Raw genomic sequence first — 15,541 nt, forward strand, 5'->3', positions numbered from 1 at the left:
ATGCGTGACGTTATTCTTGCAATCAATCCGGGCACCACGACCACGCGATGTGCGTTGTACGGTGTTCAGGATGACACGTTGGATTGCGTGGTGGAAACCACGCTGGAACATGATGAACAACGGATGGCCCAGTTTGCCGATATCTCGTACCAATTGGACTATCGGTCTGAATGCGTTGCGGCCTTTCTGCAGGAGCATATGAGCCGCGACGACAGGCTGATTGGCTGCGCTGGCCGTGGTGGCATGCTGACGCCAGTGCCGTCCGGTGTGATCGCCGTGAACGACGAACTGGTTGATTTTGCGCTGCACCGCCCGGTCTACAAACACTCGAGCAATCTGGGCGCACCGCTTGCGCACAGTATCGCAAACCCGCTGGGCCTGCAGGCGTTTATCGTCGATCCCGTCAGCGTTGACGAGTTGCCGGACGTTGCCCGTATTTCGGGCTGCAAGGAATTGCCACGTTTCAGCTTCGTACATGCGCTCAACATTCGGGCCTGCACACGAAAACTGGCCGCCGAGCTGAACAAACCATTCGAGGACATGCGCGTGGTTGTGGCGCATCTGGGGGCAGGCATTTCAGTCGCGTCTCTCATCGGTGGCAAGATCGTCGAAAGTTCGAACCGGCAGGAACAGTCCCCATTCAGCCCAGAGCGCGCAGGTGGCCTGCCGCCTTTGCCTTTGATTGAGCTGTGCTATTCGGGCAAGTACACCAAAGCCGAACTGCTGAAGAAGCTCTATGGTGAGGGCGGTGTATATGCGCATTTGGGAACCAAAGATATGCGCAAGGTCGAGGCAATGATCGATGCCGGTGATGATTCCGCCCGTCTTGTGCATGATGCGCTTTTGTATCAGATCGCCAAAGCCATTGGGGCCTCGGCGGCTGTGGCCGACTTCGACCTCGATGGTATCATCCTGACCGGGGGTATGACGCAGTCTGATCGTGTGATTAAGTCCCTGACACGGAAAGTCGAGAAGGTTGCCCCCGTCACCGTCTACGCCGGATCCAATGAGTGTCTTGCACTGGCCGAAGGGGCGCTGCGTGCTCTGAAAGGTCAGGAAGCCCCGATGGTTTGGCGCGACGACACCGCCCATTCCCCCGAGGGCACCTCATGCTGAAAACCTTTGCTGATATGCGCCGTGTAGCACAAGAGGCCCCGCCCCTGCGTCTGGCCGTCGCTGGCGGCAATGATCCCAGAGTGATCGAAGCTGTTGTCATCGCCCTACAGGACAATCTGGCAACGTCTGCGATCATAACCGGCAATGCCAACGAGATTGAGGCGGGCCTGCCTGAGGATGTCCGGATAAAGGTTGAGGTCCAGCACTACGATAGCGCCGCTGACTGCGCAACAGCAGCCGCTGCTGCGGTTCGCGATGGTCAAGCAGATGTGCTGGTGAAAGGGCATGTCGACAGTACGTCTTATCTGAAAGCCGTGGTCAATCGCGATACCGGCATTCGGGACGGCGGCGTGCTGTCCAACGTGACCGTCGCAGAAATGCCCAGCTATCACAAATTGTTGGCCGCAACAGACAATGGAATTGTGCCCTTCCCCACACTCGATCAGAAACGCCAGATGATCCTGAACACCAGGCATCTTTATCGTGGTTTGGGCATAGAAACTGCAAAAGTCGCTGCGCTGACAGCAACCGAAAAGCAGTCTGACGCCCTGCCCGCAACCGGTGAAGCGGCCGCATTGGCGCAAGAAGCGGGCCGGGGTGATTTGCCCGGTTTTGCCGTTGACGGGCCATTCGGTTACGACGTGGCGGTCAGTGCCAAAGCCGCAAAAACCAAAGGTTTTTCCAACTCTCCCGTAGCCGGAGATACCGACCTTTTGCTGTTCAGCAATATCGATGCGGCGAATGCGGTCGCAAAAGCTTGGAAATTCCATGGCGAAGCGAACACCGGATCCGTTGTTCTTGGGGCCAGCGTGCCCGTCCTGTTGAATTCGCGCTCAGATGGCACCGATCGCCGCATCAATGCATTGCTGCTTGCTGCGGTTATCAAGAACGGATTTCTATCATGAAACCAGAAACGGTTGGCATTATTGGCGCAGGTCAAATGGGCGCCGGTATTGCCCAGGTCTTTGCGACGTCTGGCTATAGGGTTCGGCTGAACGACATCTCGGAAGAGGCGCTGCAAGCGGCCCATAGCAAGATTGAAACAGGAACGGCTCGGCTGGTGCAAAAGGGGAAGATGGAAGATGAGTTCCGTCGTACTGCCCTTTCCCGTCTGAGTATTATGGCGGACTTATCAGAGTTGGGTCAATGCGATCTGATCATTGAGGCGGCGACCGAGAACGAAGATACCAAGCGCCGGATTTTCAAGGCGTTGGAGCCATCTCTGGCAGACCACAGCATTCTGGCCAGCAATACCTCGTCTATCTCGATCACCAGAATGGCCTCACAAACGGACCGGCCTGACCGTTTCATGGGGCTGCATTTCATGAACCCTGTGCCAGTCATGCAGCTGGTCGAACTGATCCGTGGTATCGCCACCTCGTCTGAGACTTTCGAGACGATGAAAGCTGTCGTGGACTCGCTGGGCAAAACCTCTGCCAATGCAGAAGATTATCCTGCTTTTATCGTCAATCGTGTTCTGATCCCGATGATCAACGAAGCCTGCTATGCGCTCTACGAAGGGGTGGGAAATGTGGTCAGCATTGATGCCGCTTTGAAGCTCGGTGCAAATCATCCGATGGGACCATTGGAGCTAGGTGATTTCATTGGGTTGGACACATGTCTTTCGATCATGAATGTCATGTATAGCGGTTTGGCCGACAGCAAGTACCGACCCTGTCCGCTCCTTGTGAAATATGTCGAAGCTGGCTGGCATGGTCGCAAGGCCGGCCGTGGTTTTTATGATTATCGCGGCGAGGCACCCGTTCCAACGCGCTAGTCTTCACTGCATTGTATCTTTGCGGCGACTGTTGCCCTAATCGGCTCCATGCGCAGATAGCTAGATACTTTTTCCTCTCAACCTTAGCAGAAACCGAGCAACATGGCCGATCAAAGTTTTCTTTCAAGCGTCCAACACTTCTTCGACCGCGCTGTCAAACACCTTGACCTTCCGGAGGGACTCTCTGAGCGCATCGCCCAGTGCAACTCGACTTATACCGTGCGGTTTGGCGTGAAATTGCGGGGGCGGATACACAGTTTCCAAGGCTGGCGTTCAGTACACAGCGAACATATCGAGCCGGTCAAAGGCGGGATCCGCTATGCCTTGGGGGCTGACCAAAGTGAAGTCGAGGCGCTCGCATCTCTGATGAGTTTGAAATGCGCTCTGGTAAACGTGCCCTTTGGTGGGTCCAAGGGCGCCCTAGCCATCGATCCGAGCGCGTGGACTGAAGACGAGCTCGAAAGAATCACACGCCGTTTCACACAAGAGCTAGCACGCCGCGATCTTCTGCATCCCGGCCGCAACGTGCCAGCCCCGGATATGGGCACCAGTGAGCGTGAAATGGCCTGGATGGCCGATGAGTACCGCCGCATTGGCGCCTCGGATGCGATGAACCAGAACGCCTGCGTGACCGGAAAACCCGTCTTGCGCGGTGGCATCGAAGGCCGGGTCGAGGCCACCGGACGTGGGCTTCAATATGCACTGCGGGCCTACCTTTCTCATCCGGATACTCCACCGGTGGCTGGTCGAAAAACACTCGAAGGTTTGACAGTCGTAGTCCAAGGTTTTGGCAATGTGGGCTACCACGCTGCCAAATTTCTTATGCAAGATGGTTGTAGGATCGTGGGGATAGTTGAACACGACATTGCTATTTTCTCTAACGACGGTTTTGACATCGAACAGGTTGCCGCCTTCCGCGACGAAACCGGTTCGGTGAATGGCTACCCAGGGGCAACCTGTGTGCCAAGCAACGAAGGTCTGACGTATAAGGCTGCAGATATCCTGATCCCCGCAGCGATGGAAAACGCGATCACCACGCAGAATTGCGAAAACATTGACTACAAATTGATCGTCGAGGCCGCCAACGGTCCCGTCACGGCCGAGGCTGAAGAATGCCTCAACCGCCGAGGAATTGAAATTCTGCCGGACCTTTACGTGAACGCTGGCGGTGTCGTTGTCAGCTATTTCGAATGGGTCAAAAACATTACCCACCTACCATTTGGCTTGATGGACCGCCGTCAGAACATTCGCTCCGGAACTGCAGTGGTTTCGGCAATCGAGGAATGTACAGGACGTCAGTTGCCAGAAGGTCAGCGCACATTGATTGCACGGGATGGCAGGGAGATTGACGTCGTTCGTTCGGGGCTAGAGGAAGTCATGACGGAAGCGTTCGATGATATCATGAAACGCCTAAAGACCTTGGACAAGGCAAACATCCGAACTGCTGCCTATGTCGTTACGATTGCGCGGATAACTGAATTCTACAGAGCAATTGGATTGTAGAAAATCGAAGCTTTCATGTGGTTGAATGGTTAGGTTCAAGACGGCTTTGCCATGTTGTCGACGCCAAATCCCGGTAGGCGGCTCTGTTATAGATTTCTGTGAAGTTTAAAGGGTACTACTCCTTGGACACAGTTATCCTACGAGTATCCTACGAGCGCCGCAAACTGCTTGAAGCCGCTCCCCTTCAGGTCGAACATGAACCTTTCGGATCATGTGTGCTACTTCGATGCCGGCGACAAACGTTCCGAGGCAACCTATTGGAAGACGCCGCTTTGGCACGCCTGTCTCGAGCTCAGCACCGATCACATGGTGGAGGCGCCACCACTTCATTGAGGCTTCTCATTTTACCGTTCAATAGAGCACCGTATTCCCGAAAGTGGCCATTCGATCGGACCGCGGCTAAAGTCTCAAATGAGCCCATACCAGAAGTGTCAAAATCGTGCTGCGTGTGCTCGCAGCACGATAACCCGCTGCATGGTAGAAGAAAATGCGTCCATTCACTCGTTTCGCAGCGATATGCGGTGTCGCAACGATCGGTGATGCTTTCCCGGCTCTTAGATAACGATGCCACAAGAATTGTTTGCTCGCAGACGGATACTAGATCTGCCGCTCGACACAGTTGTCGAACAAGAAAATTTCAAATGGAGTACGCCTCGGAGAGGAGCAGGTCAGAAATACTGTTTTGGGTTGCCGACGAGTTCCACCATGCTCGCAACGATGATAAGGACTGCACCCGCCCATTGCGTGGTGTACAAGGTTTCCTCGGGAATGAAGATACTGGCGGTAGTGATCGCTACCAGAACCTCTGACATCATCAACAGCCCGACTCGTCCCGGGTAGAGGATCCGGCTGGCCCAGGCCAACAGAAACAGCGCCGGCACGATGAAACAAACCGAGATGCCGGCGATGCTGATAAACTCGACTAGGTTGCCCCCGATTGAAGGCGGGTCAAGCGGCGAAAAGAGTCTTTCCAGGGCGAAGATGAACAGGACCGCAAACATGAACTGAAACAGGGACAGGCCAGCAATCGGGATTTCGCCGACCCGCTTGATCCCGGCCAGCCCGACAGCCCAGCACATGCCGGAAAGAAGCGCTAGAAAATCGCCCGCGTTGAAGGCAACTGCCTGACGCTCAAAGATCAGAAGGATCAGTCCCAAGATCCCCAGAAAGATGCCGACCCAACGTCGGCGGCTTGGGACCTCGCCCAGCCAGAATTGCCCGATCAGCGTCCCCCATACCGGGGACAGGTAGAACAGAACGGTCGCTCGGACCACGCTTGTATGAAGAATACCGACGCCAAACATTGCCAGCGCCGCCCCAATGAAGAAGCCAATTGCCAGCGCCGCACCGAAGTGGCGGAACTGGCGTGTGAGGTCGAAAACGACGACCGGCAAGAGAACCACAAATGCCGGAAAGTAGAACGAGATCAATGCCCATTCCCCACCGATACCGTGTTCATCGAAAAGGCGGATTGGCATCCAGAACAGCCCCCAGATTGCCGCGGACAGGAAGACCGCCGCCGCAGCGAGGCCGGAGGGTTCCTTAAAGGTCACGAGCGAGCCTTCTTGAGTGCGATGTCACGTGCCGTGACAGAAGAAAACCAGCCGGGCTATCTCTGCCCGGCCAGCTTGGCTCTTTCTTGTTACCAGCCACCCTCGGCACGCCGGTTGTAGCTTTCGCCGCCAAGGTCGAAAACCAGTAGCTTTTTCTCGGTGAATGTTTCGAGAAACCATTGCGACAGTTCGCGACCAACGCCGGATTGCCCGGTACCGCCAAAGGGGGCGAGCTGGTCCCAATAGTTCGAGGTCTCGTTGATGTTGACCGTGCCATGCGGCAGAGCCTCGCCTACCCGCCAAGCGGTGGCGAGGTCCCGGGTCCAGAGCGAGGCGATCAGTCCGAGGCCTGAGAGATGAGCGATGTCGATGACCTCCTGGTTGTCCTTGAACTTGTAAATCGGAGCGACCGGTCCGAAGGTCTCTTCTCGCATGATATCCATGTCCAGCGTGACATCGGTGAGGATGGTGGCGGGAAAATACAGCCCCTCTTCATTGCCGAACTGTTCAATCTTGGCGCCTTTGGCGCAGGCATCCTCGACATGGCTCTTCACGCGTTTCAACGTGTCGGAATTGCAAAGTGGGCCCATCTCGGATTCCTCCGAGCTCGGGTCGCCGATCTTAAGCTTGGCCGCTCTAGCGAGGAACTTCTCGAGGAATTCATCATAAACATCTTCGTGCACCAGAAGTCGCTCTGCCGAGGTGCAGACCTGGCCCGAATAGTAGAAGCAGCCGTTCATGGCGCCATCGACCGCAGCGTCGATATCGGCATCGGCCATAATGATGAACGGCCCGTCACCGCCCAGTTCCAGCAGATGCGGGCGCAGGGCACATTTTTCGGCGATTTTGCGGCCCGTTGCGGTCGAGCCGGTGAAAAACACGCCATCGACATCGTCATGATCAACCAGGGCGGCGCCAACGTCACCCTTGCCTTGTACAATGTTGATCACACCATCAGGCAGACCGGCGTCGCGGAAGATATCGCCCATCATTGCGCAGGACACAGCGGCGTATTCGGATGGCTTCCATATGACCGTGTTGCCCGCCGCCGCGATATGCGCCAACGCGATCGACGAGATATCAGTGGGGAAGTTGTAGGGCGTTATCACCGCTACAACCCCCAGAGGTCGGTGGTTCATCACCAGGCGTTTGTTGCGCGTGCGTTCTTGGGTCGAGGGGAAACTGAGGCCACGATGGCGCAGGATTTCCTCGGCCGATTTTGCCCAAGAGGGCGCAGAATATTCAAACACCTCTTCACGCGCGTCATTGATGGTTTTACCAATCTCGGCAGTGATCATCTGCGCGATTGGTTCGGCGCGTTCCAGGAACAGCTGGTGAATTCGGCGCATGATCTGAGCCCGCTCAATGGTAGACAGTGCCGCCCAACCCGGCTGTGCCGCGCGCGCGGCTGCCACGGCTGTTTCGACATCGCTTGCGGCGGCGCGGCCGACCTCGTGCAGCAGCGAACCGTCATGCGGATTGCGCACCTCGAACGTACCGCCGCTGCCATCCTGCCACGAGCCGTTTACCAGCATAGCTTTCAGGGTGTCGGCATTGAAATTTGACTGCTTATTCACTTTGAAGTCCTCCCATTTGAGCCGCTCAGCGGCTATTTGAATTTTCGCGCAGAAGCAGAACCGACGTGACGATCAGGATGGCCGAGGCCAGTACGATCAGGGCTCCGACTGCATTGATTTCGGGCGTGATGCCCCGTCGCATGGTCGACCAGATATACATCGGCAGAGTGTTGTCCCGGCCAGTCAGGAAAAAGGTCACCGGAATTTCGTCGAAGCTGAGCGTGAAGCTCAGAAGACCTGCGCCGATGACGGCGGATCGGATGTTGGGCAGGGTCACGAATAGGAACGTGTGAAGCGGGCCTGCGCCCAGATCCAGAGATGCCTCTTCGTAACTCTTGGGTAGACGCTGAAGTCGGGCAAAAACCTGGGTGACCACGACCGCCAGAAGCGCTGTTGCATGACCAATGATGACGGTCTCCAGACTGAGCGGCAAGCCGAACAGCTTGAACATAGATAGCATGGAGATACCCGTGATAATCCCTGGCAGCGCGATGGGCAGCAGAACGAGCTTGCGAAAGATCCCTTTGCCGGGAAAGCTGAGACGGTCAAGCGCCATCGCCGCCGGAACGCCAATGAGAAGAGTCAAAGTAGTGGCGCAGGTCGCGACATAGAGCGAGTTCCACAACGCTTCTAGCAACTGCTCGTTGGCGGCAAGCTTGCGGTACCAATCCAGCGTTACTCCAGTCATCGGCCAGCTCAGCGAGCGGGACGAGTTAAAACTAAAAAGCACAAGCACGACGATAGGCAGATAGAGGAAAGCCAGGATCGCCCCGATCACCACACGCCATGTGATATTGCTCAAGAGTTTTGTCGAACTCGTCCGGTTAAGAGCGTCGTCGACAGTCTGTTTAGCTGTGTTCATTCCAACCTCCCGTGGCCAAGTCGTTCGAACCGGTCGGATACGGAAATAATGCCCAAAACGAGGACCAGCATCACCAGCGCGAGTGCCGAGCCAAGCGGCCAGTTCAACGCTGCCCCGAACTGCGAGGCAATAACATTGGCGACCATCGCTCCGTCCGGGCCGCCGACCAGAAATGGCGCGATAAAGTCACCAAAGGACAGGCAAAAGGTCATGGTGAAACCTGCGATCACCCCGGTCAGTGACAAGGGCAGTGTAACCTTGCGAAAGGTTGCGAATGCGCCTTCACCCAGATCGCGCGAGGCTTCGATCAGCGATGGCGGAATCTTCTCCAGAGCCGCGTAGATCGGCATGACCATGAACGGGATGAATACATAGGTCAGCGTCAGCACCATGGCGGTGTGGTTGTAGAGAAAAACCGACGAGGGCTCGTCAAGGACCCCGGTGGAGATCAGGAAGGAATTCAAGATCCCTTGGGTGCCCAGAATTGTTTTCCAAGTGTAGGCACGCAGCAGATAGCTGACCCAAAGCGGCGCAACAACCGCCATGTAGAGCGCAAGCCGAACGCCGGGGCGCCTGACTTTGAAAACCAGGAAATAGGCATAAGGATAAGCTAAGATCACCGCACTGATGCTAACCAGCCCGGCAATCTTCAGCGTCCGCAGCAGAACGTTCAGGTATTGCGGATCGGTAATCAGTGTCCGGTAGTTGCCAAGCTGGAAATCGGGAACGAAAAGCGGGAACTGTGCCCGCCAGAAGGAATAGACCAACAGGATCGTGTAGGGGACGAACATGAAGACGATAGTCCACAAAAGTGGAGGAGACAGGACGAGGCCTGTCCGGATTCTGGTGCCCAGGGTCATTCGCCCGCCTCCGGCTCAAAACGCATGAGCGTGTCGGCGGCGATCTCAACGGTTACATCCTCGCCTAGTTGTGGCAGGGCGCTCCGGCCCGAATGATCCTGCAGCATATGGGAGACAATGATCGCATTCGGCCCTTCGCCAATGACAAGACGGGCCGTGCTACCGTGGTAAAGAAGCTCGTTCAGTTGGCCGGTGATCCGGTTGGCACCGCCTTCTCCAGAGCCGACGATGCGAACTTTTTCGGGCCGGAACCCAAACTGACCCTCCCTGCATGTCTTCAACCGCTCCGGTAGTTCAAGCACGTGGTCGTGCAATTGCACATGACCATCGACCACGGCAGACCGGAACATGTTGGTTGAGCCGACAAAATCGGCGACATAGGCCGAGGCTGGGCGGTCATACAGATCGTCTGGCGTTCCATCCTGCACGACGCGGCCATTCCGCATGACCAGCACTCGGTCTGCCATTGCCAGCGCCTCGTCCTGATCATGGGTCACCATGATGAAAGTCAGGCCGACTTTCTGGTGCAGATGGCGCAATTCGACTTGCATGGCTTCACGCAGGTTGGCGTCAAGTGCCGAAAGGGGTTCGTCTAGCAACAACACTTTGGGCCTGCGCACAAGCGCACGCGCCAGCGCCACGCGCTGTCTTTGCCCGCCCGACAACTGACTGGGCATGGCATCGTACTTATCGCTGAGCCCGACGAGGTCTAGTGCCTCACGGGCCTTCGTTGCCACTTGATTGCGCGGTTCGTCGGTGAATTTCAGCCCGTAGCCGACATTTTTTCCAACGCTCATATGAGGAAACAAGGCATAGTCCTGAAAAACAACGTTCACGTCGCGCCGGTTGGGCGGCAGGTGAGTCACGTTCTGACCATCCAGCCAGATTGACCCCTTGGTGGGGTCCTCAAACCCCCCGATCATCCTCAGAAGCGTAGATTTCCCGCATCCTGAAGGCCCCAGCAAAGTGACGAATTCACCGGTTTTAACGGCCAGCGAAACGTCGTCGACACCGACGACATGTCCCCACTGTTTCGTCACAGATTCGATTCGAACGATCTCAGACATGCGTTCCATCCTGAATAAGGTGCCAGACCCGGAAGGCCAGGTCTGGCAGTCGTGGTTACTGGCTTTTCACTGCGTTCCACGCGTTGGTGTATGTCTGCAGGCGGTCTCCCAGGTTTTCCCACAGCAACAGGCTGTTGAGGTATTCCGGATCGTCCTGGTGCAGCGCCGTGAACTGTTCTTCGCTCATGCAGTTGCGGGCTGCGACCGGGTTGGTTACCGAATAGCCGTTGACGTTGGCCACCCCGCATTGCCCCTGTTCGCTGATTGCCATGTTCAGAAACTGATAGGCGCATTCCGCGTTCGGCGTACCTGCAACCATCATGAAGCTGTCCATCCAGCCTTCTGCGTTTTCCTCTGGGATGAATTCGACGACCTCGATGCCTTCGTCAGCCAAAAGCGCCGACTGGTAGCCAGCCCAGGTGTTTGAAATCCACACTTCGCCCGATTTATAGAGATCGACAAGCTCGCCCGCAGTCGACCAGTATTTCCGAACCAAAGGTTTCTGGTCAACAAGCGAGGTTTGGGCCGCGGCGATCTGCTCGTCGGTCAGGTTGTAGATATTCATGTTCCCGTTATGACGCGCGGCGACGTAGATCGCGCTCTTGTCATCCCAAAGCGAAATCCGGCCTTCAAGTGCTGGATCCCACAGAGCCGCCAGCGAGGTCGGCGGAGTGTCGAACTTGTCCGGGCGATACATGAAGGCAATCGCCCCCCAAGCATAGGGAACTCCATATACCTTGCCATCGACATTAATGCTCTCGCCGGAGCGGAACTGGTCATAAATCTCGTTCCAGCGATCGATTCGACTGGTGTCTATCGGCTCAACAAAGCCTGCGGCAATCAGCGGAGCGGTCGAGTCACTCGGCGGTGAAATCAGGTCGAAAACCCCGCCACCCGCGGCAAGCTTAGGCGCGAAATCGTCGCTGGAGCCAACATAGGTGGCTGAGACCTTGCAACCGGTGGCTTCCTCAAAAGGCTTAACAAAGCTGTCATCAGCATAGCCCTCCCATGTTAACAAGTTCAGCTCGCCCGCGAAGGCTGGCGCGACCGATGCGAGGATCATCGCGGTGGCACTCACCCCTGCGGTCAATTTAGCGGTTCGTTTCATTTTTCTTCTCCCTGTCTGATGATATGTCATGGCTGGGCGCCTGTGGTGGCGGCGCGGTCTTGCGAACGACGGTCCCGATGTCCACTCCAAGTGCCTTTGCGGCTTTTCTTTTTGATCCGTGAATTTGAATTGCCTTGTCGATCAAGGCACGCTCGAAGCGGCGGACTTCGCTGCGCAGATCCAGCGTCGATGTGGCCGATAGGGTGTGAAACGCGCTGTCACCTTCAACATGAACAGCACTCAGCAGTACGTCGAGCAGTTCGTCGAGCCCATCTGAATCGTCGATGAAGACGGTGATGCGCTGAATGATGTTGTGCAACTCGCGGATGTTTCCTGGAAAGCTGTAATCGGCCAAGATTTCGCGGATGCGCTGCGGCACGATCATTGGGGCATGGCGGCGCTGGTTGATCGTCCGCGAAAACCGGTCGATCAGGTGATTAACCAACGGTGGCAGGTCGCGAAGCGGCGGGACCTTCAGTTCGATCACCGCCAGCCGAAAGTAAAGATCTGAGCGGAATTCGCCCCGATCGACAAGCTCCTTAAGAGCGCGGTTGGTAGCGGCAATGATACGCGGAGGTCGGCGCCCGGAAGTCGGCTCGAACCCGGCTTGGAGTTTCCGGTCCTCAAGATAACCCACCAACCTGACTTGCACCCTGCGCGGCAACTCGGCCACCTCGTCGAGAAAGACGGTACCGCCTTGAGATCTGTCCAGAATGCCCTCTCCACCGGCACCGAACAGCAGCGTGTTTAATTCCGCTTCACTTGAGGATGCACAATTGACGAGGAAAAAGGGATCGCGGGCATCCGAAACCGAGTTGTGAAGGAAGCGGCCGATTTCTGTCTTGCCGACACCAGATTCACCAGTGATCAGGATCTTGGCGTTTTGTCGGACGGCACGTTCACCGCGGTTAAGAAGCCGATTGATCGCGGGGCAGAGACGCCGCTGCTCAGAAAAATCGGGCCGGGTTCTCTCGGAGGCGAAAAAATCGGATCTTTCGGCCGAGGCGCGGTTCAAGACCCGATCGCGCCGGTGCTCGAAAGCCTCGATGTCACGCAGAATGATCAACCGGATTTTGCGCCCCCCGGGCCCATGCCGCGTGGTCGCCATGAGGGTCTGGCCCTCGCTACCGCGCAGGGCGAAATCGTTGCTGCGCCCATCTCGCACGGCGCGCTCGACGTTGTCCCACCCGTCTACGTCACAGCTGAGATCAGCAGGGTCTGTGCCCTCAAGGCTACCACCGACTCCAAGCAGCCGAGCGGCCACTCCGTTTGCTGACACCACCAGCCCGTCCGGCCCCAGTGAGACGATCCCATCGCCAAGCACATCGAGGCTGTCATTTGCGGCCTCCTTGGTTTCGACGGAAAAAATGGGGTGTTCAGGCCAAATGTTCATCAGCGCTGCGCTTTCTCATCATTTTTTCGGATATTACCAATCACACCGCCGCGGCGTCTTGGGGCAAGGCTCCAGTGAATACCCCCTTCTTCCATGGTTCGGCTCTTTCGATCCTTAATCACCTCGTGGAGAACATTCAGCGCCCGTGAATGCCTTCCGGTTGTGGACAGGCTCTCAGCCATCAGGTTTTCAGTCGTTTCGCCAAGGATTTCGCAGGCGGCTGGATTGGCCAAAATCACTTCTGCGGCATCGTTGAAGGCGATAACTCCGCAGGGCAGGTCGGTCAGGATATCAAGCGTTTCGTCTAGCTTGGCTTTGAAGCGCTCTTCACGCAGGCGATGCTTGCCAACATCGCGCACGATCCCGAAAATGCGCAGAAGTAGGCCGTTCTCAATATGAGCCCGTACGTCATTTTCCACAAATATTTCAACACCATCATAGCGCATATCGAGCGCCGGGCCGGCATCCATTTCGAATCCGCTCCTGATGAGTGCTCGAACGAATGCCTCGTTCTGTTCGTTCCAAGAAAAGATTTCAGCGGTAGGGCGCGAGTTAAAATCCTTATCGGGGTCTAGCAGGTAGAGTTGCGCCATGGCTGGATTGGAGAGCCGCCAGAACGGATCATTCTCGAAAACCTGGCGCACGATCTCACGGTCAGGTGCAGTCAGATCGACCGGTTCGCCAAATTCCATGCACCAGCAGGCATCACTTGACGCGGCAATGATTTCCGAGAGTATCTCGGCATCAAGCTGTAGCGCCTTTTGGGTCGCCGTCGAGGTGCCGCTTTGATTCGATGCATTCATGCAGCAACGATGCAATACCTCATCATTTGAGTCAACTGATATCTAGTTAGAGCCCAAAGTTGTTGGCCGAACCGGGCCATGTAGACCAGTTCGGGGTCGGCGATGTTGGCACTATCTGCAATTTCTTTTTTACACGCGAATGTCGCGGTCGGCGGTTTGCACCTGTATCCCCTGCACTCGCAAAGCTCTGTTCTGTCCCGCTCCCTTCCGGTTCCGACACCACGCAGCAGAGGGTTCGGTTTGGGTCCGACTTTGCAAACTGAAGTTGGATGACCGGTCTGGCGACATCAGCTGCAACGCAGCGATGAGCGTGCCGCACCTGCGAGCGAATGCTGCATCGGCAACCCTCGGAGGGGCAACGGCGATTTTTATCCGCTCAGCGGACCTTAGTGCCGAGCGCAGCTAACGGCTGGAACGAGTCCATCCCGTGAATTCGATTTTCTCGCTGCACGTGCTCGCAGCAGGAAAACCTCCGCAACCGCATCATTTTCAACGCGGCTGTACAGCGTCAAAACCAGTCGTTTATGCATGCCGCAGTGAGATTTATTGCCCAAGTTCACAAATCGCGGGACAAAACCGCCGTTCGCCGCTTCAATCACCAATGGCTGCTAACCCTGCTTTTTTGCAGGGTTAGGTTGGACTGTGACCGGCGTTCTTTCTCAATTATTGAAGGACCGCAATGACGGTTTGGACGGGTGCCAATCTTCTCCCAAAACCATCAGCAGAAGTTGCCCGAATCAAGCCTGTTTCGACGCTGTCACTGTGCCCTTTATTTCTGGACGCGAACGTATTCGAGGTATTCTCGTAGGTTCTTGTGCCCTTAATTACTGGATATCCACAGGTTGTTGGCGGGCGGTTTCCAAGATCTTTTCTGCGTATCGTAGCAGTTCCCCGCGGTCTGCCGTTTCGCCGAGTCGGCTAATCGCTTGTTTCGCGGCGGCTAGATATTCGGGTCTTGCGACGTTGGGACGGACAGATTTGTACGCGGGGGATTGATCGTTCTTTTTTACGACATCTCGGCTCTGATAGTTCGGCAAACTGCCAGCGAGCCGCATCACTCGAGCCAAAAGTTTCCGCTTGTATGGAAAGGCATTGTGAAGTCTTGTTTCCGTGGTCAGATCATTGCGCACGGCGAACGCAACCCCGAGCATGGGACGGAACAGTCCAAGATACAGAGCTTCCAGCATTGCAAAGCGTTGACTGAGGTCTCTTGAAAACAGCGTAGCATGACGAAGCTCTGGTGTGAGAATTTGGACAACCTGCATACTGAACGACTACCGGCTGGCGCCGGTAGGATCAGCGATGTGCTTTTCCAAGTACTGAAGTACGATGTCTTCGGTGATGGCCCCGTTGGTGGTTGAAAAATACCCCCTGCCCCAAAACCGGCAGCCCCAATACCGCTTGCGGATCGCTGGAAACTCGCGCTGCACCTTGAACGACGAACGGCCCTTCATCTTGCGCACCAGGTCCGAAATCGCCAGCTTCGGCGGCACCGATACGAACATATGCACGTGATCGCTCGACAGCACCCCGCGCAAGATGTCGACCTCGTTCTCGCGGCAGACCTGACGGCAGATGTCGCGCACCCGCAGGCGCAATGCTCCGGTGAGGACCTTGTAGCGGTACTTGGTCGACCAGACGAGGTGATAGCGGTGGTAGTAAACGCAGTGTTTGCCAGTGCCATATTGCATGATCATACCCTCTGGAAAATGAGCCTCCGACCCGGCTGCGGCTCATTTTCCAGAGGGTATGATCATAAGGCGATTCTTTCACGCTGAAGCGGGTCCGACTGAAGGTCGGAGGGTTGAAACCAATGAGTGGATACTCAATCACAATACCCCATTCAGCGCAGGCCGACTGGAAGGCGTCGCTGCGAAAGTCTCGCCCATTATCTACGTGAATAGCCTGCGGAATCCCGGATG

The 15,541-nt window shown here is 56.2% G+C and carries 14 protein-coding genes; 4 read left to right on the forward strand and 10 right to left on the reverse strand.

What is annotated here, in order from left to right; genetic code table 11:
* The 4 genes from buk to MN188_RS16150 all read left to right on the forward strand — a co-directional run bounded on the left by buk (position 1) and on the right by MN188_RS16150 (position 4,396).
* Positions 1-1,116, forward strand: a complete 1,116-nt coding sequence (gene buk, locus MN188_RS16135) for a butyrate kinase (RefSeq protein WP_242110303.1) — start codon at positions 1-3, stop codon at positions 1,114-1,116.
* On the forward strand, positions 1,110-2,021 hold the full coding sequence (locus MN188_RS16140) for a phosphate acyltransferase (protein WP_242110304.1): 912 nt from the start codon (positions 1,110-1,112) through the stop codon (positions 2,019-2,021). The genes buk and MN188_RS16140 overlap by 7 nt, the downstream gene beginning before the upstream one ends.
* Positions 2,018-2,893 carry a 3-hydroxybutyryl-CoA dehydrogenase gene (locus MN188_RS16145; RefSeq protein ID WP_242110305.1) on the forward strand — a complete coding sequence of 292 codons (876 nt, stop codon included), beginning with the start codon at positions 2,018-2,020 and terminating at the stop codon, positions 2,891-2,893. The genes MN188_RS16140 and MN188_RS16145 overlap by 4 nt, the downstream gene beginning before the upstream one ends.
* Positions 2,894-2,995: 102 nt before the next feature.
* Entirely contained in the window at positions 2,996-4,396 is a 1,401-nt protein-coding gene (locus MN188_RS16150; protein WP_242110306.1) for a Glu/Leu/Phe/Val family dehydrogenase, read from the forward strand.
* Between the two features lie 668 nt (positions 4,397-5,064).
* Here MN188_RS16150 and MN188_RS17725 read toward each other — a convergent pair.
* The 10 genes from MN188_RS17725 to tnpA all read right to left on the reverse strand — a co-directional run bounded on the left by MN188_RS17725 (position 5,065) and on the right by tnpA (position 15,310).
* Positions 5,065-5,949 carry a DMT family transporter gene (locus MN188_RS17725; RefSeq protein ID WP_242110307.1) on the reverse strand — a complete coding sequence of 295 codons (885 nt, stop codon included), beginning with the start codon at positions 5,947-5,949 and terminating at the stop codon, positions 5,065-5,067.
* 89 nt (positions 5,950-6,038) lie between these two features.
* Positions 6,039-7,526, reverse strand: a complete 1,488-nt coding sequence (locus MN188_RS16160) for an aldehyde dehydrogenase family protein (RefSeq protein WP_242110308.1) — start codon at positions 7,524-7,526, stop codon at positions 6,039-6,041.
* A gap of 25 nt (positions 7,527-7,551) precedes the next feature.
* A complete protein-coding gene (locus tag MN188_RS16165; RefSeq protein ID WP_242110309.1) occupies positions 7,552-8,328 on the reverse strand; it encodes an ABC transporter permease in 777 nt (258 codons plus the stop codon).
* 56 nt (positions 8,329-8,384) lie between these two features.
* Complete coding sequence (locus MN188_RS16170; protein WP_242110311.1) at positions 8,385-9,248, reverse strand: ABC transporter permease; 864 nt, start codon at positions 9,246-9,248, stop codon at positions 8,385-8,387.
* Complete coding sequence (locus MN188_RS16175) at positions 9,245-10,315, reverse strand: ABC transporter ATP-binding protein (protein ID WP_242110313.1); 1,071 nt, start codon at positions 10,313-10,315, stop codon at positions 9,245-9,247. The genes MN188_RS16170 and MN188_RS16175 overlap by 4 nt, the downstream gene beginning before the upstream one ends.
* A gap of 55 nt (positions 10,316-10,370) precedes the next feature.
* Positions 10,371-11,453 (reverse strand): ABC transporter substrate-binding protein, encoded by a 1,083-nt coding sequence (locus MN188_RS16180; RefSeq protein ID WP_242110314.1) that lies wholly within the window; start codon positions 11,451-11,453, stop codon positions 10,371-10,373.
* A complete protein-coding gene (locus MN188_RS16185) occupies positions 11,407-12,816 on the reverse strand; it encodes a sigma 54-interacting transcriptional regulator (protein ID WP_242110315.1) in 1,410 nt (469 codons plus the stop codon). The genes MN188_RS16180 and MN188_RS16185 overlap by 47 nt, the downstream gene beginning before the upstream one ends.
* Positions 12,816-13,619 (reverse strand): PAS domain-containing protein, encoded by an 804-nt coding sequence (locus MN188_RS16190; RefSeq protein WP_242110316.1) that lies wholly within the window; start codon positions 13,617-13,619, stop codon positions 12,816-12,818. The genes MN188_RS16185 and MN188_RS16190 overlap by 1 nt, the downstream gene beginning before the upstream one ends.
* 824 nt (positions 13,620-14,443) lie before the next feature.
* The gene (locus tag MN188_RS16195; RefSeq protein ID WP_242110317.1) at positions 14,444-14,806 is read right to left on the reverse strand and encodes a hypothetical protein; all 363 of its coding nucleotides are present in this window, start codon (positions 14,804-14,806) and stop codon (positions 14,444-14,446) included.
* An 87-nt stretch (positions 14,807-14,893) separates the two neighbouring features.
* Positions 14,894-15,310, reverse strand: a complete 417-nt coding sequence (gene tnpA / locus MN188_RS16200) for an IS200/IS605 family transposase (protein ID WP_242110318.1) — start codon at positions 15,308-15,310, stop codon at positions 14,894-14,896.
* Positions 15,311-15,541: the final 231 nt, after the last annotated feature.

It is taken from the genome of Aliiroseovarius subalbicans (assembly GCF_022678625.1).
Lineage (GTDB): Bacteria > Pseudomonadota > Alphaproteobacteria > Rhodobacterales > Rhodobacteraceae > Aliiroseovarius_A > Aliiroseovarius_A subalbicans.

Bases quoted from the DNA above. Each gene is read 5' to 3' on its own strand.
- MN188_RS16175 (WP_242110313.1), bottom strand. From the start codon at position 10,315: ATGTCTGAGATCGTTCGAATCGAATCTGTGACGAAACAGTGGGGACAT.
- buk (WP_242110303.1), top strand. From the start codon at position 1: ATGCGTGACGTTATTCTTGCAATCAATCCGGGCACCACGACCACGCGA.
- MN188_RS16195 (WP_242110317.1), bottom strand. From the start codon at position 14,806: ATGCTGGAAGCTCTGTATCTTGGACTGTTCCGTCCCATGCTCGGGGTT.
- MN188_RS16170 (WP_242110311.1), bottom strand. From the start codon at position 9,248: ATGACCCTGGGCACCAGAATCCGGACAGGCCTCGTCCTGTCTCCTCCA.
- MN188_RS16185 (WP_242110315.1), bottom strand. From the start codon at position 12,816: ATGAACATTTGGCCTGAACACCCCATTTTTTCCGTCGAAACCAAGGAG.
- MN188_RS16145 (WP_242110305.1), top strand. From the start codon at position 2,018: ATGAAACCAGAAACGGTTGGCATTATTGGCGCAGGTCAAATGGGCGCC.
- MN188_RS16190 (WP_242110316.1), bottom strand. From the start codon at position 13,619: ATGAATGCATCGAATCAAAGCGGCACCTCGACGGCGACCCAAAAGGCG.
- MN188_RS16140 (WP_242110304.1), top strand. From the start codon at position 1,110: ATGCTGAAAACCTTTGCTGATATGCGCCGTGTAGCACAAGAGGCCCCG.
- MN188_RS16150 (WP_242110306.1), top strand. From the start codon at position 2,996: ATGGCCGATCAAAGTTTTCTTTCAAGCGTCCAACACTTCTTCGACCGC.
- tnpA (WP_242110318.1), bottom strand. From the start codon at position 15,310: ATGCAATATGGCACTGGCAAACACTGCGTTTACTACCACCGCTATCAC.
- MN188_RS16180 (WP_242110314.1), bottom strand. From the start codon at position 11,453: ATGACATATCATCAGACAGGGAGAAGAAAAATGAAACGAACCGCTAAA.